This window comes from Pseudomonas sp. HB05 (assembly GCF_016756915.1).
Classification (GTDB): Bacteria; Pseudomonadota; Gammaproteobacteria; order Pseudomonadales; family Pseudomonadaceae; genus Aquipseudomonas; species Aquipseudomonas alvandae.
This window is the reverse complement of record NZ_JAESPG010000026.1, coordinates 19,207-40,079: the sequence shown is the minus strand read 5'-3', so window position 1 is coordinate 40,079 and position 20,873 is coordinate 19,207. Positions and strand designations below refer to the sequence as shown.

Below are 20,873 nucleotides of genomic sequence, written 5' to 3'. Positions count from 1 at the left end.
CTCATGCAAAGCCCACCCCACGACCCCGGCAGTGCCCTGGCGATCCGTAGCCAATACCGCCAGTCGCAAAGCCGCGCGGCACGCCTGGGCCTGTTGTTGGGCACCGGCCATGAGTTGACCCGCCTGCCATTGGTGCAGATGCGCCAGCGGGCGGTGCAGCGAGCGTGCGCATTCGTCGCCATGGACCATGGCCTGTTGCTGGAGTGGACGCCGGAATCCACGCTGCAAACCGTTGCCAGCCACGGTAGTGCCGAGGGGCTCGGCCTGCTCGCGAACCTGGCGCAGCCCTCGGCGCCCGAACCGCAATGGTTGGACTGCCCCGGCAAAGCCCTGGCGCAGGTCTTGCGCGTGCCGTTGCGAGGGGCCGACGGCATCGTGTTTGGTGCCCTGCTGCTGGGCAACAGCGTGCCCTTGGGCGCCCCCGACAACGAAGACATCGAATCCCTGCAATTGCTCGCGACGCTGCTGGCGGCACACCTGGAGAACAGCCGCCTGCTCCAGGCGCTGCAAGCCCGGGAGCGGACGATGTCCGAGCTGGTCCATCGACTGTTCAGCGCCCAGGAAGACGAACGCAAGCGCGTGGCGTATGACCTTCATGACGGCCTGGCGCAGAACCTCGCCGGGCTGCACCAGCGTCTGCAAGGCTTCGCCGGGCGCTGCCCGCCAATGCCGTCGGCGCTGGACAACGAACTCCAGGCCATCCTCGACCTGGCCCAGCGCTGCGTCGGCGAGAGTCGGCAATTGATTGGCGGCCTTCGCCCCCATGTGCTGGACGATTTCGGCCTGTACAGCGCCATCGACAAGGAAGCCGATCGCCTGCGCGAGGCCGGGCTGATGGTGGACTGGGCCGAGCACAGTGCCGTGCGACTGCCGGCAAACATCGAGATCGCCCTGTTCCGCATCGCCCAGGAAGGCATCAACAACATTCTCAAGCATGCCCGAGCCCGGCAGGTATGCCTGGGCTTGGCGGTGCATGACAGGCGGGCCACGTTGCGGGTCGAGGACGACGGCCGTGGCTTTGCCCTCGAACTGCCCATCGAAAGCCGTGGCTCCAGCCACCTGGGCCTGGCGGCGATGCAGGAACGCGCCAGCCTGCTCGGTGGCCATCTGGACTGTCGCAGCGAACCCGATGGCGGCACTCGTTTGTCGGCCAGCGTGCCGCTGCCCACCCAAGGAGCACATTCATGAACCGTCCCCTGCGCCTGCTATTGGCCGATGATCACGAAGTCACCCGCACCGGTTTCATTTCCATGCTGGCCGGCATCGAGGGGTTCGAAGTGGTCGGCCAGGCCTGCGACGGCCAGGAGGCACTCGACCTGTGCGAGCGGTTGCAACCGGACATCGCCATCCTCGATATCCGCATGCCGGTGCTCAACGGCCTCGGTGCGGCGCGCATCCTCAAGCAACGCCAGCCACAGATCAAAGTGATCGTCTTCACCATGGACGACAGCCCCGACCACCTCGAAGCCGCCATCGCAGCGGGTGCCGTCGGCTATTTGCTCAAGGATGCCAGCCGTGCCGAGATGCTCGATGCGCTGAAACGGGTCGCCCAGGGCGAGGAGGCCCTGAACAGCGCGGTCAGCGCCCGCCTCTTGCGGCGCATGGCCGAGCGTGGCGCCAGCGGTGCGCCACAGGTCCAGGCCCTGACGACACGGGAGCGACAAGTGCTCGGCCTGGTCGCCAGTGGGTTCAGCAACCGTGAGATTGGTGAAAAACTCGGCATCGCCCCCGGCACTGCGAAAGCCCACGTGGAGCGGGTCATCGGCAAGCTTGGCGCCGCCGACCGGACCCAGGCCGCGGTGCGCGGTGTCGCCCTGGGGCTGGTCGCGCAGCCTTCCGGACAATGGCCATGAGGTTTCTCGCCGCCCGCCGTTGGGCCAACCTGCCCTTGCGCGGCAAGGCCTTGGTGGTGATCTCCCTGCCGCTGGTGGTCTTGCTGCTGTCCCTGGTGCTGATCTACATCACCGAGCGCCAGACCGCCCGCGCCGAAGAAGATGTACGACGGGTGCTGCTGGTACAGGGCGACATCCAGGCAGTGCACACCTTGCTGGCCGAAGCGGCCGCCAGCGTGCGTGGCTATCTGCTGACCCGCCGCGAAGATTTCCTGCCCGGCTATGAACAGGCCACGCCCAAGATCCAGGCCGCGCTGCAACGCCTGGATCACAATATCCGCGACGCCAGGATGCGCGAGCACCTCAAGACCATCACGCCGCTGATCGCCGAGAAACTCAAGGGGCTGGTTGCCCTGCGCACGGGCAAGGGTGATGACACCGCAACCATCACCGCGATCCTGATCGAAAACAAACAGGTCCTCGACGTGTTGCGCGAACAGATCAGCGCCATGCGCATACGCGAAGACGCCCTGCTCGCCGAACGCAGCGCCGCCGCCTCGGCCACGCGCATGCGCCTGTTGTTCGCCACCCTGCTGGCGGCGGTGTGCGGACTGTTTGGCGCCATCGTCGCGGTGCTGTTCCTGTCCAAGGGCATCGTTGCCCGGGTCCAGAAGGTGCAAGGCAACGCCCAACGCCTGGCGCTCGGCCAACCACTGTTGCCACAGCCGCCGGAGCGGGATGAAATCGGCCAATTGGGCACCCGCCTGGTGGAGGCCGGGCAGTTGCTCGCCGAGCGCGAGCGCGCCTTGCGCGATAACGAAGAACGCCTGCGGCTGATCATCGACGGTGTGAAGGACTATGGAATTTTCGCCCTGGACGCCCAGGGCCACGTCATCACGTGGAATGTCGGCGCCGAACGGATCAAGGGCTATACCGAGCAGGAAGTGCTCGGCCGGCATTTCTCGCTGTTCTACCTGGCCGAAGAATGCCCGGCGCACCCGGACATGGCGTTACTCGAGGCCACCCGCGACGGCCATTACATGGAAGAAGGCTGGCGATGCCGCAAGGACGGCAGTCGCTTCTGGGCCAGCGTGGTGATCACCGCGCAATACGACAGCACCGGCGCCCTGCGCGGCTTCTCGAAAATCACCCGCGACATTACCGACCGGCGTGCCGCCGAGATCGCCCTGCGCACGGCCCGTGAAGAAGCCGAGAGCGCCAGTCGCGCCAAGAGTGAATTCCTGTCGCGCATGAGCCATGAACTGCGCACGCCGTTGAATTCCATCCTGGGTTTCGCGCAACTGCTGGACATGGATTCCGTTGCCGGCCAGCGTCCCCACGTCAGTCATATCCTGCGGGCCGGCCAGCATTTGCTGGCGTTGATCAACGAAGTGCTCGACATCGCCCGGATCGAAGCGGGTCGCTTGCCGCTGAACATCGAGCCGATCGGATTGCCGGCGGTGCTGCACGAGGCGTTGACCCTGGTGTCGCCAATGGCCGCCGACGCCGGCATCCACCTGGCCGAGCTCCCCTTGCTGCCCGACGGCAGCGGCGTGCTTGCCGACCGCCAGCGCCTGGTCCAAGTGCTGCTGAACTTATTGTCCAACGCCATCAAGTACAACCAACCGGGCGGCGAGGTGCGCATCGAGGTCCTCATCGAAGCCCCCCAGGTCAGCATCGCCATCAGCGACACCGGGCAAGGCATCGCCCCCGAGCTGTTGGACCAGCTGTTCAAGCCATTCGAACGCCTCGGCGCCGATCCCCAGGTCGAAGGCACCGGCCTCGGCCTTTCCCTGAGCAAGAGCCTGCTGGAGATGATGCAAGGCAGCCTGCAAGTGCGCAGCGATCCGGGACAAGGCTGCTGCTTCACCTTGCAACTGCCCTGCGCCCATGTGTCCGGCTCTCAACTGCCACCCATGGTTGCGCTGGAAGTGGCGCGACCGTGCACCGAATTCGATGGCAAGGTGTTGTGCATCGAAGACAACCTGTCGAGCCTGGCCCTGATCGAAACCTTGATGCAGCGCCGTCCGGGGATCCAGTTGTTGTCGAGCATGCAAGGCCAGATGGGCCTCGACCTGGCTCGCCAGCACACGCCGCAGTTGATCTTGCTGGACGTGACATTGCCTGACCTGGATGGCCTGGAAGTCCTGCGCCGCCTGCGCCAATCCTCGACCACCGCGTCGACGCCGGTGCTGATGATCACCGCCGACGCCAGCGACCTGACCCACCGCGCCTTGCACGATGCGGGGGCGACGGCGATCCTGACCAAACCCATTCATATCCAGGCCTTCCTCGGCCATCTCGAACGCTATCTACCGGAGTCCGCATGAATCGCGATTTGCGCATCCTGATCATTGACGATCAGCGCCCCAACCTGGACCTGATGGAGCAGTTGCTGGCCCGTGAGGGGCTGCACAATGTGCTGAGCAGCACCGAGCCGTTGCGCACCCTCGACCTGTTCAACAGTTTCGAGCCGGACCTGGTTATCCTCGACTTGCATATGCCCGCATTCGACGGCTTCGCCGTGCTGGAGCAACTCAACCGGCGGATCCCGGCCAATGACTACTTGCCGATCCTGGTACTGACCGCCGACGCCACCCGCGACACTCGCTTGCGCGCGTTGGCGCTGGGCGCGCGGGACTTCATCAGCAAACCCCTCGATGCGCTGGAAACCATGCTGCGCGTGTGGAACCTGCTGGAAACCCGGGCGCTTTATAAATCGTTGCGCACCTTGGTCCCCGCCCAACAAATCGAATTGCTGCGTCAGCACCGGCCCACCACCGAGGCCCACCAGACTATTTGATTCGGTAGTGAAACGTATTCCTGACCGCCGGCACCGGGACCGCCCTGCCATCAACGATCCGCGGCTGGTAGCGGAATGTCTGGGCGGCCGCCAGGGACGGTCGGATGAACAATGGGTGACAGCCATCGAGCACCCTCGGGTTTTCGATCTTCCCTTCCGGCGTCACGCTGTATTCCACGGTGCAATCACCTTCCAACCCTTTGTCCAGTGCCCGTTGCGGATAGTCCGGGGCCTCTTTGCTCAGGGGCAGATAGCTGCGGCTGTCGGCGGCCAGGCGCGCCTGTTCGGCACGACGTTGCTGGGCGAGCGCTTCGGCCTGTTGGGCCTGGCGTTGTTGCTCGACAGCCTGTTGCCGGGCAGTCTGCTGCTCGGCTTCGTGCCGACGACGTTCGCTTTCCTGGCGCTGCCGTTGCTCATCGGCCTGTTGCTCGCGCTTGCGTTCCTCGACCCGCTTGCGAGCTACAGCTGCCTGCTCCAGCTTCTTTGCCTGGAGCTGCGGATCAGGCGTTGTCTCGACCGGCTTGGGACGTGGCGCTTCGACCGGTGGCGCAGGCGCTTCGATTGATGGCGGCGCGGCAACTGCCACGGGCGCGGGCGCCTCGGGAATCGGCGCCGGTGGCAGGATAACCAGTTGCGTACGCAACACCCGAGGCGCCTCCACTAGCGGTTTCTCCACTGTCCAACCCGCCGCCAGCATGACGACAACGGCGGCGTGCAACGCCACGGCACCGCCTGCCGCCAAGCCGTTTCTCCAAAAACCGTCACGCTCCAGCGCGGGCCAACCCGTGGACGAACCGTGCATGATCATCGCCGTCATCGTTCAGCCTCGGTCACCAGTCCCAGGTTGCTTACCCCGCCTTGCTGCAGGGCTGCCATGGCGGCGACGACCCGGGCATAATCGGCGTGGCCATCGGCCCGGATATAGACCTGGGTATCGCTGTGCTCGGCGACGACCTGCGCCACCTTCATGCGCAGTTGCTCCAGGTCCACCGCGCTGTCGGTCTGCTGGTGGGTGTCCAGCTCACCGCCGAGGTTCCAGTAGTAACCGCCCTCGGCTTTCACCGACAACGTCAGGATCCGCTGGCGGCTGTCGTTGGCCAAGGCTTCGCTGGCAACCTTGGGCAGCTCGATCTTCACACCTTGGGTCAGCATCGGCGCGGTGACCATGAAGATCACCAGCAACACCAGCATGACATCGATGTAAGGCACCACATTCATTTCGGCCTTGGGCCCGTGCTTGCGTTGCGGCTTGACTAACATCTGCCCTCTCCCTTCACGCGGCCGTCGCCAGGTTTACCGAGGCGCCGTGCAACTTATGGTGCAAGCGCGCCTGCAATTCGTTGCCGAAGGCGTAATAACGGGTCAGCAGCGTCTGCCCGCGCGCAGCCAGTCGGTTATACGCAACCACCGCCGGAATCGCGGCAAACAGGCCGATGGCCGTGGCGATCAAGGCTTCGGCGATGCCCGGCGCCACGGTGGAAAGGCTGGCCTGTTGCACCTGGGACAATCCCAGGAAGGCATTCATGATTCCCCAGACGGTACCGAACAGGCCGATGTAAGGGCTGACCGAGCCGACGGTGGCGAGAAACTGCAGGCCCTTTTCCAGCTGGATCTCCTGTTCGCTGATCGCCACGTGCAGCGAGCGTTCGACGCCTTCGAGCACCACGGCAGGGCTGCCCGAAGGCAGGCTCAACTGGGTGAACGCTTGGTAACCAGCGTGGAAAACCGGCAACACGCCGCCGTCCTCCGCTCGGGCCTGGGCCGTTTCGCGGTACAGCGGCAGCAGATCGGCACTGCTGCGAAAGCGCTGGAGGAAACCGTTGAATTGGCGCTCGCTGCGCTGCAGCACGCTGCTGCGCTGGATGATCAGGTACCAGCTCAGCAACGAAGCCAATAACAGTGTGAGCATGACCGCCTTGACCAGCAGGCTCGCGTCGCTGATCAAGCCCCAGATCGTCATGTGTTCCAGTGTGGCTTGCATGGGTTGAACTCCTATCGGGCTGCTATTGCATGAAATGTTCGTGACCGGTTGATGACGGCGCCGCTCAAGGCAGGCCTAGCGCTTTCGCCACGTCGGCCCAAGGCACGAACTTGAAGTTCTGGGCTTGCTCAGGCATGCGCTTGCGCCCGTCCTGGACCACCAGCAGGCCTCGGCTCCAAGCCCCCCCGAGGTTGGCCGAAACCACCTCCAGGCCGTCGGTTTCCGAAGCACCGTCGATTCGCGCCGCGGCGTTCAACCCGACCCTGAAGGTTCCACGCACGGCATAGGGCGGCTGGGCATCGAGCACCACGTAGCTGTCGTTGCCCTGGCTGGAGATCACCAGGTAGTCGTGGCCGGCGCTTTGGTACAAGGCGATGCCTTCGACGTCAGCGTGCAGTTGCGCGCCGACCTTGATCACGCTGCCCAGGGTTGCCGGTTGGTCGGCACGGGCATCCATTGTCCAGACGCCGACGTCTTCCTCGCCGAGAAACAACCGTTGGCGCAGGTCGTCGGCCACGCAGCCTTCGGGTTGGCTGTCGACGCTGAACTGGCGCACCAACTCGCCCTTGATCGAGCCATCCGCAGCGTGCAAGCGGTATTGCAGGTATTGCCCATCCTTGCCATTGGCGAAGGCATACAGCTCGCCGCTTTCGGGCTGGAACAGGCAGATCCCGTAGATTTCCTTGAGCGGCGTCGGGACTTCGCCAGCTTCACGCAACTCACCGCTGGCGCGATCGATGCTGAACAGGCTCAGGCTGTTGCGGTCACGGTTGCTGGCGACGGCCAGGTCGACAGTCTGCGAGCCCAACTTGAAGCCGCTGCGCACATCGACATTGTTGAGGCGACCCACCGGCAGCTCTTGCAACAACTTGCCTTGCAGGTCGTAAGCCAGCAGACCTTGCTTCTTGTTGGTGCCCAGCACTCGACTCAGGGCGGGTGTGGTCGGGTGGACCCAGATCGCCGGGTCATCCGCCGCATCACCTTGGCGGGCGACCGGCTCGCTCTGGGCGATGGCGGCCACGTTGGGCAATTTCGGCGTCGACGGCACCGGTGCGGGCAGCCAATTGATCTCACCTTGGTAGAGACGACCGTTGTCATCGTCACGCAGCAACAGTTGGGCGCCGGTTTTCGTCAGGCGCACGGCGAGGCTTTCCGGCTCCTTCAGGCCCGTTAGCGGCACCCTGGCCTGGGCGACCCACGCTTGGTCCTGCTGTTGATACAGGTGCAGTTGCGCCGCTTGCGGGTCCAACCCGAGCATGCCCCCGGGCAGCGCGGCCATGGCACCGGCCACTTGGCGGATATCACCGAACGGTGCCCGCATCGCCACGGGCGCCCGCACGGACTCGGCCTCGGAGGACGCCGGATAAGCCCACCATCCCACCCGCTCTTCATTGACGAACAATTGGTTGGCGTCGTCCTGTACCTGGCACGTCGTGGCATCCGGCGGCAACGGCAGGCCACGCACCCGTTGCGCGGGCTCGCTGAGCTGCTCGCCATGGCCCACCAGCCACTGCTCGCCCCGGCCTTCTTCACCCACCAGGAACACGAACAGATTGCTCGCCTCGTCGCGGTACAGGCACAGGCCGTTCACCGGAAAATCCCGCGCTGGCAGATAAAGCGGTGTGCCCCACTGGCGCTTCTGCGGATCAAGGCTGACCAGCAGCGCTTGCTGGCGGTCGCTGTCGAGGCTGGTCACCAGCACGTTTGCGCCAAGGGCGCGGGTATCCAGGCTATCGAACGCGCCGTTGAAGCGGCTCAGTTCACGCCCTTGGTCATCGAGCAGCAACAACCCATCGCGTCCGGCCAACAACCGCCCGGTGGCGGCCTCGCCAGGCAGGAACGCCACCGCGTTCGCCGACAGGTCCTGGGCCCAGGGTTGCAGCTTCAGGCTCGGAGCGGCCTGTGCGTGGCTGGTCATCAGGCAGGCGATCAACGCCAGCAGGTAATGCTTGGGTAAAGACAGCTTTGTATTCAACGGAAAAATCCTTGTCATGGAGCCAAACTTGAACGGCTCCCTCGCCACAGCGGATGGGGGTCTATTCAAAAATGGGTAAACGTCAGCCCCAGCTTGTAGGTCGGTCCGTATTCCTCGTACTGGCCGTTGTAGGAACGGTGGCCGGTGTAGACGAAATACGGCTCGTCAGTGAGGTTCTGGGCTTCCAGGCTGACTTGAAGATTCTTGGTCAGCGAATAGCGGGCACTGAAATCGACGAAGGTCTGGGCATCGACATACAGGTCATGGTCGCGGTCGCTGATGGAGGCCAGCTCATACAGGTAGGCCGATTTGTAGTTGGCAGAGAGGCGCAGGCTGAGTTTGTCGTTTTCCCAACCCAGCATCAGGTTGCCGACCGTGTCCGACTGGTTTGGCAGGTCGATGCTGCGCTTGCGCTGGGTGCCGCTGGCCTGGTCGAACCCTTCGATTTGCGCATCGGATCGACTGAACGTCGCGTTGCCGCCCAGCAGCAGGCCGTTCCATGGCGCTGGCAGCCAATCGAATTTTTGCGAGTAAGCCAGTTCCAGGCCATAGAGCTTGGCGCTGTCGCCGTTGGCGAAACTGTGGGCTTCGGCGAAATCGGTCCAGGCGCCAGTGCCGGCCAGGTCGGTGTTGTAGACGAAGTTCTGGATGTCCTTGTAGAACACGAACGCCGAGACGGTGCCGGCGCGGCCCATGAAGTGTTCGATGCCCAGGTCCAGGTTGCTCGATTCCAGCGGCTTGAGGTCCGGGTTGCCGAAGGTGGCCTCGTCATCGTCGATGACAAAGCCCGGCGCCAATTGGCCGAAGGTTGGCCGTACCACGGACTTGGTCCAGGCAGCGCGCACCTGGGTGTTCTTGTCCAGCTGATAACGGGCGTGCAGACCCGGCAGCCAATGGTGATATCGGCGGCGGGTATCGGTGTCGGTGAAGACCCCGTCGGTGACGCCTGTGCCCTTGGCCTCGAACTCGGTGCCCTCGTAGCGCATGCCGGCGATGAAGCGCCAATCGTCGACATCGACGGTGTTCATCAGGTAGGCGGCGTTGATGTCTTCGCTCATCTTGAAGTCGTTGACCCGCGACTCCTGCTCATCGAAGAAAGCATCGCGGTCGAGGCCTCCCAGCAGTTGCTTGATCGCGTCGGCGCTGATACCCGGACCGAACCGGCCGAGGCGGTAGTCCACGGTGCCCTTTTGGAACTGGCCAAGATTGAGTTGCTCGTCGGTGAAGCCCAGGTTGTCGAAATCCTCGTAGACCCAGGCGTCGAGATCGTTGTCCTTGTCGCGCCGGCTGACCTTGCCGCCGAACTTCACCTGGGAGGCGTAGCCTTTCAAGTCGTAATCGCGGGCCAGATCCAGGCGCAGGTTCTTCTCGGTGTCGGTGGTTTTCTGTTGCTCCCACTCCACCTTGTCGAGGCTGAAGTTGTTGGGATCGTAGAAGCCTGGGCCAACGATCGGCCGCGGCTTGTCGCTGTCGTAGAAACCGCCGTCAAAGCCATCGATGCCCTTGAACGTTGCGCCGGCAATATGGCCGGGGCTGTCCTCGCTGGACTCGCTGTAGCCGGCCTGGCCACTCAAGGTCCAGAGACCGAACAGGCGCTCGCCGCCGAGGACATAGGATTGGATTTCCTGGGTCTCTTCACGCTGCTTGAGCTTGCGTTCGCCCTCGGCAGGCCCGATTTCGCCTGGTGCCTGCGGGTTGTCGAAGGCAATGCTGGCGGCGTTGCGGGTTTCGGTGTCCTTGTAGCGGCTGTACAGCGTGCGCAGGTAATAGCTGCTGAAATCGTCAGGCTTGTAGTCGAAATTCAGCCCGCCGCCGGCGCGCTCGCGGCGGATGTCGTAGTCGCGCTGCTCGAATTCTTCGAGCCGTGAGCCTTGCTCGAAATCCCAGGCACCGCCGGTTTCGACGTTGTCCGAACCGAAGTCACGCTTCTGCCAGCTCAGCGCGGCAGCGACGCCGAAGTTGTCGATGCCGTCGCCCAGGCTGAAACGATCGCTGATGGCGCCGGAGAATTTCGGGCTGGTCTGGGCGGTGTTCTTGTCATAACTGGCTTCGCTGCTGCCGGTGTAGAACAGGCCTTCATGATCGAAAGCCGAGAGGCTCTTGACGTCCACCGTACCGCCCAGTGAGTTGGCGTCCATGTCCGGCGTCAGGGTCTTGATCACCGACAGCGACTGCACCAGCTCCGAGGGCAGCACGTCGAGGGCGACCGCGCGACGCTCGCTCTCCGGGGCCGGCACCAGCGTGCCATTGATGGTCACGCTGTTGAGGTCCGGCCCCAGCCCCCGCACGCTGACGAAGCGACCTTCGCCCTGGTCGCGCTCGACGCTGATGCCCGGCAGGCGCTGCACCGCTTCGGCGACGTTCTCATCCGGCAACTGCGCCACGCCGTCGGCGTGCACCACGCTCTTGATGCTGTCGGCGCTGCGTTGCTCCTTGAGGGCCTGGTCGATACTGGCGGCCTGGCCGACCACCTCGACGTGCTCGGTGGCCGATGGCTCGGCAGCGCTCAATCGCTCGCTGGCCACGGCCATGGCCAAGGCGGTAAACGTAAAACCGACGAGCCCGGCGGTGCTGGTGCGGTGCTGCATGGTGGTCCTCCCCCAGGAATCCGAATATCCGCCAGGCAACGGCCCGGCAACTGGGAGGGCACGCTAGGGGTGGGGAATGACGGTTCTGTGACAGGGCTTGGCTGGAGGGGCTGCAATCAGCTTATTTAGGGGGGCTGGCGAGCCTGAATGAGCTGAAATGACCTACTGGAACCGCGCTCGGAAACTCCGTGGCGAGGGAGCTTGCTCCCGCTGGGGTGCGCAGCGCCCCCAAAACCAAGCACCACGGTCCTGGCAGACCATCTGCGCCTGCTGCGCAGTCGAGCGGGAGCAAGCTCCCTCGCCACGGGGCGGTGTTGCCGCAAAAAATCCGAATAACCGATGAGCTGATTCGACCTCCCCCACCCCATCACCCACCGTCACCGCCCTGTCACATTCATCTGCTGTGCTGGGCCGCATTCCGCTTCTGGCAAAGGATTCCAGCCCATGTTTTCCACGCTACGCCCGCATCGCCTCAAACTCGCCCTGCTACTGCTGGCGGCGAACCTCGGGCTGATCCTGCATCTGGCCAACGGTTCGATCAAACCCGTGGAGCAATGGATCTGGCTGGACATTCTCGGCGAGGGTGGCTCGGCGCTGCTGGCGCTGGTGTGGCTGGGCCTGGTCCTGAAAAGCCGCCCCGCCGGGCGGGTGACCAACTACCTGGTCCTGGGCCTGGGCTGCATTTTCTTTTCCTGGTGGATCGACAGCCTCGACGAGTTCATCCATCTGCCCGACACCATCACCTGGGACCATTGGCTCGAATCAGGACCGATGCCGGTGGGCATGATCCTGCTGACGCTGGGCATTTACCATTGGCACCGCGAGCAACTGGCGATCAACGGGCAGATGGAGAAGCGCGAGCGGCTGTTTCGCGAGCACCGTCTGTTCGACAAACTCACGCCTTTGGGCGGCGCGGACTTTCTCAAGCATGAACTGACCGCCAGCCTGGAGGACAGCCGGCGCCGGCAGCAGCCCCTGTCGCTGTTGGCCCTGGACCTCGACAACTTCTCCGCGATCAACCAGCGTTTCGGTCACAGCGAAGGCGACGCCGTGTTGCAAGCCGTCAGCCAACTGCTGGTGATGAACCTGCGGCGCCAGGACCTGGTATGCCGCCTAGCCGGTGACCGCTTCGTCGTGCTGCTGCCCGACACGGGTGAAAGTCAGGGCCTGCGCCAGGCCAAGGAGCTGGAACAGGCGGTTCGCAGCCTCGCCCACAAGACCCGGCAGCACGGCGAACGCTTGCAACTGGCGGCCAGCACGGCGGTGGTGATGGCGTTCGACGAATCCCCTGAAGCCTTGCTCAAACGCCTGAACCTGACGCTGGCCCAAACCCGGCACACGCTGGCGAAAAGCGCCTGAGGCTGGCTGATGACACTCAAGACCCATTGGTACGAATCCGACAGCCGCTTCATTGCGGGGCACTATCAACCGGCGGCGCTGATCGACCTGGCGCTGTCGCGGGACATCGACAGTCATCGCCTGCTGCGCGGCACCGGCCTGTTCCACGACGATATCCTCGCAGGCCGAAGCCGCATCAGCCCGCAACAGTTTCTCGGCCTGATCGATAACAGCCGACGGCTGCTGGATGCCAACGACAGCAGCTTCCTGTTCGGCCAGCGACTCTTGCCCGGCCACTACGGACCGGCCAGCCATGCCCTGCGTCACGCCCAGAATCTGCATCAGGCGCTGGACACACTGCTCGACTATCAACTGCTGCTCAGCCCGTTGGCCGCACCTCGTTTGTTGCTGGACGAGCAGTACGCTTACATCCACTGGCTGGACAGCTGCGGCGCCGATGAGCAGTGGCGCTTCGTGCTTGAAGCCAGCATGACGTCGATGGTCGCGATGAGTGCCTGGCTCAGCGGTGAACGCCTGCCCTGGCAATGCAATTTTCGCCACGACGAACCGCGTTACGTCGAACAATATTGGGTGCACCTGGGCGAGAACAGCCAGTTCAATCGACCGCTGGATATGATGCGCCTGCCCCGTCATTGCCTGGCCCAACCCTGGCCCAACACCTCGGCGACCGCAGGCCAAGTCGCGCGGATCGAAGCCCGGGAGCAGGTCGACCAATTGGGTTTCGCGTCGAGCTTCCTCGACTGCCTCTACGACTATCTGCATGCCCACGTACAGCAAACGCCAAGCCTGGAACAGACCGCACAGGCCTTCGCCATGAGCCCGGCGACGCTCAAGCGCAAGTTGCACAAGCACCACACCGGGTTCCAGCAACAGGTGGATCGGGTGCACACGCACGTGGCGCTGTACCTGTATCAGGTCAAGGGGTTCAGCAACGAGGAAGTGGCGCAGTACCTGAGCTTCAACGACACGGCGAATTTCCGCCGCTCGTTCAAGCGCTGGACCGGCAGCACGCCGAAGTTGATCCGGCAGTTGCTGGCGCTGGGATAGGAGCAGGCGACCCTCTGGGGGCGATGGGTGTCTGTGGCGAGGAAGCTTGCTCCCGCTGGACCGGTCCGACACCTCGGGTGCAGCAAGCCCGAGATCCTGCGGCCGCTACGCAGCCGAGCGGGAGCAAGCTCCCTCGCCACAAGAGCACTGTTGGAGCCTATGCAGACTCAATGCCCGCGAATGTAATGCTCCAACTGCCGGATCAGGTCCGCTTGCTCGACGAGTGATTCCTTCACCAGATCGCCAATGGACAGCAGTCCGATCAACTCGCCGTTATCCAGCACCGGCAGGTGTCGCAAGTGGCTGTCGGTCATGACTGCCATGCAGCGGTCGATGCTCTGCTGACTGTCGGCGGTGATCACCGGTGTGCTCATGATGGTGCGCACCGTAGTGCCCACGGATGAGCGGCCCTTGAGCACCATCTTGCGCGCGTAATCCCGCTCGCTGAATACCCCCACCACTTGCCCGCCTTCGATGACCGGCAATGCGCCGACGTTTTTCTCGGCCATGATCTGCAACGCTTCGAGCACGGTCCGGTCCGGCGCGATGCTGTGGACCTGCTGGTTCTGCACGCTCTTGAGTCTTACCAGTTGGGCGGCGGTTTTCATTGTTAATCCCCAGGTTGCGAATAAAACAATAATTCAAGCGAAACCATTCCTATGGCGAGGGGATTGATCCCTGCTCGGTTGCGTAGCGACCGTAAGAATTTGGGGCCGCTGCGCAGCCCAGCGGGGATAAATCCCCTCGCCACAAATGGGTAAGCCAATCAGTCTTCGCCAATCTCCACCACATCACCGTTGAGCCGCACCGGCCACACCCGCAGGCGCTGCTCGGGGTATTCCAGGCAATGGCCGTCTTCCAGGCGGAAATGCTGTTTGTACATCGGCGAGGCAATCACCAGTTCGCCCTTGATGTTGCCCAGCAATCCACGACCGATGACGTTGGCGCCGGACTTCGGGTCGCGGTTGTCGACGGCGTACAACGGCTTGTCCGCATGTTCCGGCAGGTACAGCAGCGCCACTTGGTTGCCGTCATGCCAGGCGACCACGCCGGAGTTCGGTACCAGGTCCTCGCGGCTGCACAGGGCGCGCCATTGCTGGGGTTCTTGAGCGATACGAACGACGTTTGACTGGCTCATCAGAGCACCTCCTCGGTGACGGGAATCAGGTGAAGTTCGCCGGCATGCACCGGCCGGCGCTGGCCGCGCTCGCGGACGAAATGAACGTCCGGATCGCCGCGCTTGTCGTTGACGAAGGTCCGGAAGCGCTTGAGTTTTTCCGGGTCCTTCAAGGCGTTGGCCCACTCGCATTCGTAGCGGTCGACCACCAGCTGCATCTGCGCTTCGAGCTCGGCACCCAGGCCCAGGCTGTCGTGGATGATCACGTCCTTGAGGTAGTCCAGGCCACCTTCCAGGCTTTCACGCCAGACCGAGGTGCGTTGCAGCTTGTCGGCGGTGCGGATGTAGAACATCAGGAAGCGGTCGATGTAGCGGATCAGCGTCGCGTCGTCCAGGTCGGTGGCGAACAGCTCGGCGTGGCGCGGACGCATGCCGCCGTTGCCGGCGACGTAGAGGTTCCAACCCTTTTCGGTGGCAATCACGCCGACGTCCTTGCTCTGGGCTTCGGCGCATTCACGGGTGCAACCGGACACGGCGAACTTGAGCTTGTGCGGCGAGCGCAGGCCTTTGTAGCGGTCCTCGATGGTCAGGGCCATTTGCACGCTATCCTGCACGCCGTAGCGGCACCAGGTGCTGCCCACGCAGGACTTCACCGTGCGCGTCGACTTGCCGTAGGCGTGGCCGGTTTCGAAGCCGGCTTCGATCAGTTCGGCCCAGATGTCCGGCAACTGGTGCAACTGCGCGCCGAACAAGTCGATGCGCTGGCCGCCGGTGATCTTGGTGTAGAGGTCGTATTTCTTCGCGACGACGCCGATGGCGATCAGTTTGTCAGCGGTGATTTCCCCACCGGCAATGCGTGGTACCACCGAGTAGGTACCGTTCTTCTGCATGTTCGCCATGAAGGTGTCGTTGGTGTCCTGCAATGGCACCAGGTGCGGATCCATGATCGGCTGGTTCCAGCACGACGCCAGGATCGAACCCACCGCCGGCTTGCACAGGTCGCAACCGGTGTGGCCGCGACCGTGTTTGGCCAACAGCTCTTCGAAACTGATGATCCCTTCCACTCGCACCAGCGCATACAGCTCCTGGCGGGTGTAGGCGAAATGTTCACACAGGCTCTTATCGACGCTGACGCCACGGGCGATCAGTTCGTGCTCAAAGACTTGCTTGACGAGGGCCGCACAACCGCCGCAGCCGGTGCCGGCCTTGGTGTCGCACTTGAGCTGGCCGAGATCGGTGCAGCCGCCGTCGATGGCCGAGCAGATCGAGCCCTTGGTGACGTTGTGGCACGAGCAGATGGTCGCGGCTTCAGGCAACGCCGCCGGGCCGAGTGTCGGGGCGCCTTCGGAGGACGGCAGGATCAGGCTGGCGGCATCCTTGGGCAAGGCGATGCCGTTCTGCATGTACTGCAAGAGCGTGTCGTAGTAGCTGTTGTCGCCGACCAGTACGGCGCCAATCACGCGCTTGCCGTCAGCATCGACCACCAGGCGCCGGTAGCTGGCGCTGGTTCCGTCGATGAACTGGAAGCTGCGCGAACCCGGCGTATGGCCGTGCGCGTCGCCGATGGAGCCGACATCGACGCCCAGCAGCTTGAGCTTGGTGGACATGTCCGCGCCGGTGAAGGCCTCGCCGGCTTCGCCACAAAGGCGCGCGGCGACGTTGCGGGCCATCTGGTAGCCCGGCGCGACCAGCCCGAAGATGCTGCCATTCCACGCCGCGCATTCACCGATGGCGTAGATGTCCGGGTCGCTGCTCTGGCAATGATCGTCGATCACCACGCCACCGCGCGGGCCGATTTGCAGCTCGCATTGGCGGGCCAGGGCGTCCTGGGCGCGGATACCGGCGGAAAACACGATCAGGTCGGTTTCGAGGAAATCGTCGCTGCCGAAGTTCATCCGATAGCGGTATTGCTCACCCGTGCTGATGGATTGGGTGCCCTTGGACAAATGCACGCCGACGCCGAGTTTCTCGATGCGCGCCTTGAGGGCCAGCCCGCCCTGCTCGTCCAGTTGCACCGGCATCAGCCGTGGGGCGAATTCGACGACGTGGGCTTCCAGGCCAAGGGTTTTCAAGGCGTTGGCCGCCTCCAGGCCCAGCAGGCCGCCACCGACCACCACGCCACGACGGGCATTGCTCGCGGCGGCACGAATGGCATCGAGGTCTTCGAGGGTGCGGTAGACCAGGCACGAATCACCTTCAGCGCCTTGGATCGGCGGCACGAACGGATAAGAACCGGTGGCGAGCACCAGCTTGTCGTAGCGGATGCGTTCCCCGGCGGTGACCACTTCGTGCGCCTGACGGTCGATTTCCAGTACCGGCACGCCCAGGTGCAGCGTGACGCCGGGGGTCTGGTACAACGAGGCTTCGCCCAAGGCCAGCGATTCGGCGTCCCGGCCGGAAAAATACTCGGACAGGTGCACGCGGTCGTAGGCACGCATCGGCTCTTCGCTGAAGACATGCACGCGGTAATGGTTGAGGGCACCGCGCTCGATCAGTTGCTCGACGCAGTGGTGGCCGACCATGCCATTGCCGATCACGATCAGCGTTTGCAGCTTGTTCAGGGAAGCAACGTTGGAATTCATAAAAGCACCCGACAAAAGCCCATCACGGTTTTTTGAAAGCAAAAAAAAGACGCCTGAAACCTTGCGGTTCCAGGCGTCTTTGCCTGTTCTGTGCGGTATCGATCCGGCGACTGCGCCCTGATCTACCGTTATCCCCCGGCCTGCTGGCACTCGATCTTCGTTGACCGACGGGGCTGCCCACTCGATTGTGTTCACGGTGGGCCTGGACAACGTCTTGCAGCGAGCGTGCCAAACCTTGCTTGACCTGCCGCGACAACCTCATGGGCATCCCACAATCCCCTGTGGGAGCGGGCTTGCCCGCGAAGAGGCCCGCCCTGTCACCTCAAGCTGACCGGCGCCAGCTACCGTTTCACTAGCACCACCCTCTGCCTTGCGATGGTGCGGCAACCCACCTGCGGCTTCATAAAAGTGCACCCCTTCAAACCCGCCGGCAAAAATCCTGAACCATCGCCAACCCCGATTTTCACAATAAGTGAGGAGCCCGTCCGGTCGCCGCACAAGCAACTCGCGACGCCTGGCAGTGGCTTGTTGTCCACCCCGAAACGAAGGAGATTCAACGATGAAAATCAATGAAATCATGAGTCGGGAAGTCCGCACGATCTCGCCTGATACCCCACTGCGCGAAGTCGCGCAGATCATGCGCCAGGCCGATATCGGCGCGCTGGTAATCAACCAGGACGACCGCATGGCCGGGATGGTGACCGACCGCGACCTGGTGGTTCGAGCCATGGCCGAAGGCATGAACATGGACACCCCGGTCAGCCGGATCATGAGCGATGAGGTGCGCTATTGCTTCGATGACGAAGAGATCGATCACGTCGCCAAGAACATGGCCCAGATCGAAAAACGCCGCCTGCCGGTGGTGAACCGTGACAAGCGCCTGGTGGGCATGGTCTCGCTGGCCAACGTCGCCAGTTGCAACGCCGATAAAGTCAGCGCCAACCTGCTGCGCGGCGTCGCGCAACCCCACTAACCCTTCGAAGGAGCTGCGGAGCAAGCACAATGGATGAGCGAAACCCACCTGTCGTGGTGATCTGTGGTTCCACCGCCGGCGTCGGGCGTGCCACCGCACACCGATTCGCTGTCGCGGGCTACCGGGTCGGCTTGTTGGCCCGGGGCGAACAAGCATTGGCGGCCACGGCGGAAGAACTGGATCAATTGGGTGCGACGTGCCTGGGGATCAGCGTCGATGTCGCTGACGCCGAAGCGCTATTCGATGCGGCTCAACGAATGGAGCGGGAACTGGGACCGGTCGGTGTGTGGGTCAACTGCGCGATGGTCACGGTGTTTTCGCCCATCCGCCAGTTGAATGCCGAGGAAATCCGCAGGGTGACCGAGGTGACTTACTTGGGTACCGTCCACGGCACCCTCGCGGCGCTGGACCTGATGGGACCGCGCAATCGTGGGGTGATTATCCAGGTCGGTTCGGCGCTGGCCTATCGCGCCATTCCGTTGCAGGCGGCCTATTGCGGGGCCAAGTTCGCGGTGCGAGGCTTCACTGATTCCTTGCGCTGCGAACTGCTTCACGAGCACAGCGATATCAAGGTCTGCATGGTGCAACTGCCTGCGATCAACACACCGCAGTTCGATTGGGCGCGCAACAAGTTGGGCAAGCGTGTGCAACCGGTGCCGCCGATTCATGACCCGGACGTGGCCGCCCGGGCAATATTCAGCGTGGTCAAGCGTACGCCCAGGGAATTGTGGCTGGGTGCGGCCTCGCTCAAGGCCATCATCGGCACTTGCCTGATGCCGGGACTGCTTGATCGCTTGCTGGCCCGTAACGCCTATTCAGGACAGATGACCAACGAGGATGACGACCCTCAGCGCCCGGATAACCTGTTCGAACCGCAGGAGCCTTTGCATCGTACCCGTGGGCGGTTCAGCGGCCGCTCACGGGATTCCGCGTTGGCCCTGAGTTCGACCCAGGTATCGGCGCTGCTGCTCGCCACCGGCGGTTTGCTGTCAGTCGTGCTGCTATTGTTTTGAGCCGACGCGGCGGAACCACCGATAACCGTATCCGTGCAAGGTCAGGCCCGATTGCTTCGTGGCCGGATACGGACTGTCGGACAACACTTCCTCGAAACCCTCCAGGTCCATTTCCCGCAACCGTACCGTGACCGCGTCCTTGCCGAGGTTCGCCAGCATGATCGAGGTGGCCTCGCAGGCATGGGCGATGGCGAATACCGCCGGATGGTCGACCGTCAGCAGTTGCGCCTTGCCGTCGCCAACTTCCTTCAGGTCCGCGCGGGCCCGCAACAATTGACGTGCCCGGCTCAACAACGATTCGGGGTCTTTCAGTTGGCCTGCAACGTTCAAATGCGTGTAGGCAAACCGCCCTTCATCGATCACCGGGACGATCGGCCGTCGGGCCGAGGAAAATCCGCCGTTGGCCTGGTCATTCCATTGCATGGGCGTGCGCACCGACAGACGCTCCGGGCGGGACAGGTCGTCGCCCATGCCAATTTCTTCGCCGTAGCGCACGATCGGCGTGCCGGGCAGCGACAGCAACAACGCCTGGGCCAATGCCTGGCGACGCACGTCACCGTCGAGCATTGGCGCCAGGCGTCGGCGAATACCTCGGCCATACAAGCGCATGTCCGGCTCCGGAGCGAAGGCCTGCATCACCTCTTCGCGCTCCTGCTCGCTCAGGCGCTCCAGGTCGAGCTCGTCATGGTTGCGCAGCCACACCGCGTAATTCGCGCCGTCCGGTGGTGCGGGCCGCCGGGTGATCGCCCGTTGCAGGGGTTCGGCTTCGCCGCGGGCCAGGGCCAGGAACAGGTGATTGTTGACCCAGAAATCCAGCACCAGGCCCAGGCGCTCCCCGCTGCCGAAATAATGGCTGTAGCGCTCCGGCTCGACGTCCACTTCGCCCATTAGCACCCCTTCGGGATTGATCTCGGTCATGCACTTGAACAACCGATCCAGCACCCAGACACCCTGCTCTTCATCGCCACCTCCGGCCTGTTCCACCAGGTGGGAAGCGGCATCGAGGCGAAAGCCGGCGATACCGAGTTCGAGCCAGTGGACCATGACCCGCTCGACCTCTTCGACGACCCGCGGGTTCGCCAGGTTCAGGTCCGGTTCGTGGCGATAGAACAGATGCCGATAGTACTGCCCTGCCTGCTCGTCCCACTGCCAGATGCTGTCTTCCACCGAGGGAAAGATTGGCTGGTTGCCGTCGTCCACCGGCGTGTCGGACCACAGGTAGTAATCCCGGTAGACGCTGCCCTTGTCCCGTCGTGCCCGGAGGAACCAGGGATGCTGGTCGCTGGTGTGCTGCACGACCAGTTCAAGGATCACGCGGATGCCACGTTCACCGGCCTGCACGATCAACTGGCGCAAATCCTCTTCGCTGCCAAAGCGCGGGTCCAGCGCCATGAAATCGCTGACGTCATAGCCGGCGTCCTTGAACGGTGACCGATACAACGGCATCAGCCAGAGCGCACCGACGCCCAACGCTTGCAGGTAATCGAGTTGCCGGATGATGCCCTTCAAGTCGCCACGGCCGTCGCCGTTGCTGTCGTAGAACAAGGAAGGATCGATTTGATAGATCAAGGTATTGCGGTGCCAGTTGGCTTTCATCGGTCAC

The 20,873-nt window shown here is 63.5% G+C and carries 17 protein-coding genes; 8 read left to right on the top strand and 9 right to left on the bottom strand.

Translation table 11 applies throughout. The annotated features are described in order from the left end of the window. Positions 1-3: 3 nt before the first annotated feature. Genes JMN22_RS20955 through JMN22_RS20940 form a run of 4 tightly spaced genes read left to right on the top strand, consistent with a single transcriptional unit; the run spans position 4 to position 4,635 of the window. Positions 4-1,188, top strand: a complete 1,185-nt coding sequence (locus tag JMN22_RS20955; protein ID WP_198796417.1) for a sensor histidine kinase — start codon at positions 4-6, stop codon at positions 1,186-1,188. Beyond that, a complete protein-coding gene (locus tag JMN22_RS20950; RefSeq protein ID WP_198796416.1) occupies positions 1,185-1,853 on the top strand; it encodes a response regulator in 669 nt (222 codons plus the stop codon). The genes JMN22_RS20955 and JMN22_RS20950 overlap by 4 nt, the downstream gene beginning before the upstream one ends. Beyond that, positions 1,850-4,162: an ATP-binding protein gene (locus JMN22_RS20945; protein ID WP_030140682.1), complete on the top strand. Its 2,313-nt coding sequence runs from the start codon at positions 1,850-1,852 to the stop codon at positions 4,160-4,162. Before JMN22_RS20950 ends, JMN22_RS20945 begins: the two co-directional genes overlap by 4 nt. Next, positions 4,159-4,635, top strand: a complete 477-nt coding sequence (locus JMN22_RS20940) for a response regulator (protein ID WP_030140681.1) — start codon at positions 4,159-4,161, stop codon at positions 4,633-4,635. Before JMN22_RS20945 ends, JMN22_RS20940 begins: the two co-directional genes overlap by 4 nt. Here JMN22_RS20940 and JMN22_RS20935 read toward each other — a convergent pair. The 5 genes from JMN22_RS20935 to JMN22_RS20915 all read right to left on the bottom strand — a co-directional run bounded on the left by JMN22_RS20935 (position 4,628) and on the right by JMN22_RS20915 (position 11,179). Then, positions 4,628-5,452: an energy transducer TonB gene (locus JMN22_RS20935; protein ID WP_198796415.1), complete on the bottom strand. Its 825-nt coding sequence runs from the start codon at positions 5,450-5,452 to the stop codon at positions 4,628-4,630. The genes JMN22_RS20940 and JMN22_RS20935 overlap by 8 nt on opposite strands. Further along, a complete protein-coding gene (gene tolR / locus JMN22_RS20930) occupies positions 5,449-5,895 on the bottom strand; it encodes a protein TolR (RefSeq protein WP_030140679.1) in 447 nt (148 codons plus the stop codon). Before tolR ends, JMN22_RS20935 begins: the two co-directional genes overlap by 4 nt. Positions 5,896-5,908: 13 nt before the next feature. Then, on the bottom strand, positions 5,909-6,616 hold the full coding sequence (tolQ, locus tag JMN22_RS20925) for a protein TolQ (RefSeq protein ID WP_030140678.1): 708 nt from the start codon (positions 6,614-6,616) through the stop codon (positions 5,909-5,911). Positions 6,617-6,680: 64 nt separating this feature from the next. Next, complete coding sequence (locus JMN22_RS20920; protein ID WP_033864534.1) at positions 6,681-8,609, bottom strand: phytase; 1,929 nt, start codon at positions 8,607-8,609, stop codon at positions 6,681-6,683. 47 nt (positions 8,610-8,656) lie between these two features. Then, positions 8,657-11,179: a TonB-dependent receptor gene (locus JMN22_RS20915; RefSeq protein WP_198796414.1), complete on the bottom strand. Its 2,523-nt coding sequence runs from the start codon at positions 11,177-11,179 to the stop codon at positions 8,657-8,659. 444 nt (positions 11,180-11,623) lie between these two features. Between JMN22_RS20915 and JMN22_RS20910 the strand changes: the two genes are divergently transcribed. Together JMN22_RS20910 and JMN22_RS20905 are read left to right on the top strand one after the other, a co-directional pair. Continuing rightward, the gene (locus JMN22_RS20910; protein ID WP_030140675.1) at positions 11,624-12,538 is read left to right on the top strand and encodes a GGDEF domain-containing protein; all 915 of its coding nucleotides are present in this window, start codon (positions 11,624-11,626) and stop codon (positions 12,536-12,538) included. A 9-nt stretch (positions 12,539-12,547) separates the two neighbouring features. Continuing rightward, the gene (locus tag JMN22_RS20905; protein WP_198796413.1) at positions 12,548-13,585 is read left to right on the top strand and encodes an AraC family transcriptional regulator; all 1,038 of its coding nucleotides are present in this window, start codon (positions 12,548-12,550) and stop codon (positions 13,583-13,585) included. Between the two features lie 167 nt (positions 13,586-13,752). Here the strand turns inward: JMN22_RS20905 and JMN22_RS20900 are convergent, their stop codons facing one another. The 3 genes from JMN22_RS20900 to nirB form a co-directional block, all read right to left on the bottom strand. Further along, a complete protein-coding gene (locus JMN22_RS20900) occupies positions 13,753-14,193 on the bottom strand; it encodes a CBS domain-containing protein (protein ID WP_198796412.1) in 441 nt (146 codons plus the stop codon). A 158-nt stretch (positions 14,194-14,351) separates the two neighbouring features. Beyond that, positions 14,352-14,723, bottom strand: a complete 372-nt coding sequence (gene nirD / locus JMN22_RS20895; protein WP_030140672.1) for a nitrite reductase small subunit NirD — start codon at positions 14,721-14,723, stop codon at positions 14,352-14,354. Continuing rightward, complete coding sequence (nirB, locus tag JMN22_RS20890; RefSeq protein ID WP_198796411.1) at positions 14,723-17,284, bottom strand: nitrite reductase large subunit NirB; 2,562 nt, start codon at positions 17,282-17,284, stop codon at positions 14,723-14,725. The genes nirD and nirB overlap by 1 nt, the downstream gene beginning before the upstream one ends. Before the next feature lie 559 nt (positions 17,285-17,843). Here nirB and JMN22_RS20885 point away from each other — a divergent pair. Continuing rightward, positions 17,844-18,257, top strand: a complete 414-nt coding sequence (locus tag JMN22_RS20885) for a CBS domain-containing protein (protein ID WP_198796410.1) — start codon at positions 17,844-17,846, stop codon at positions 18,255-18,257. Positions 18,258-18,286: 29 nt separating this feature from the next. Next, positions 18,287-19,270: an SDR family oxidoreductase gene (locus JMN22_RS20880; RefSeq protein WP_198796409.1), complete on the top strand. Its 984-nt coding sequence runs from the start codon at positions 18,287-18,289 to the stop codon at positions 19,268-19,270. Here the strand turns inward: JMN22_RS20880 and JMN22_RS20875 are convergent. Then, positions 19,259-20,866: an alpha-amylase family protein gene (locus JMN22_RS20875; RefSeq protein WP_198796408.1), complete on the bottom strand. Its 1,608-nt coding sequence runs from the start codon at positions 20,864-20,866 to the stop codon at positions 19,259-19,261. The genes JMN22_RS20880 and JMN22_RS20875 overlap by 12 nt on opposite strands. Positions 20,867-20,873: the final 7 nt, after the last annotated feature.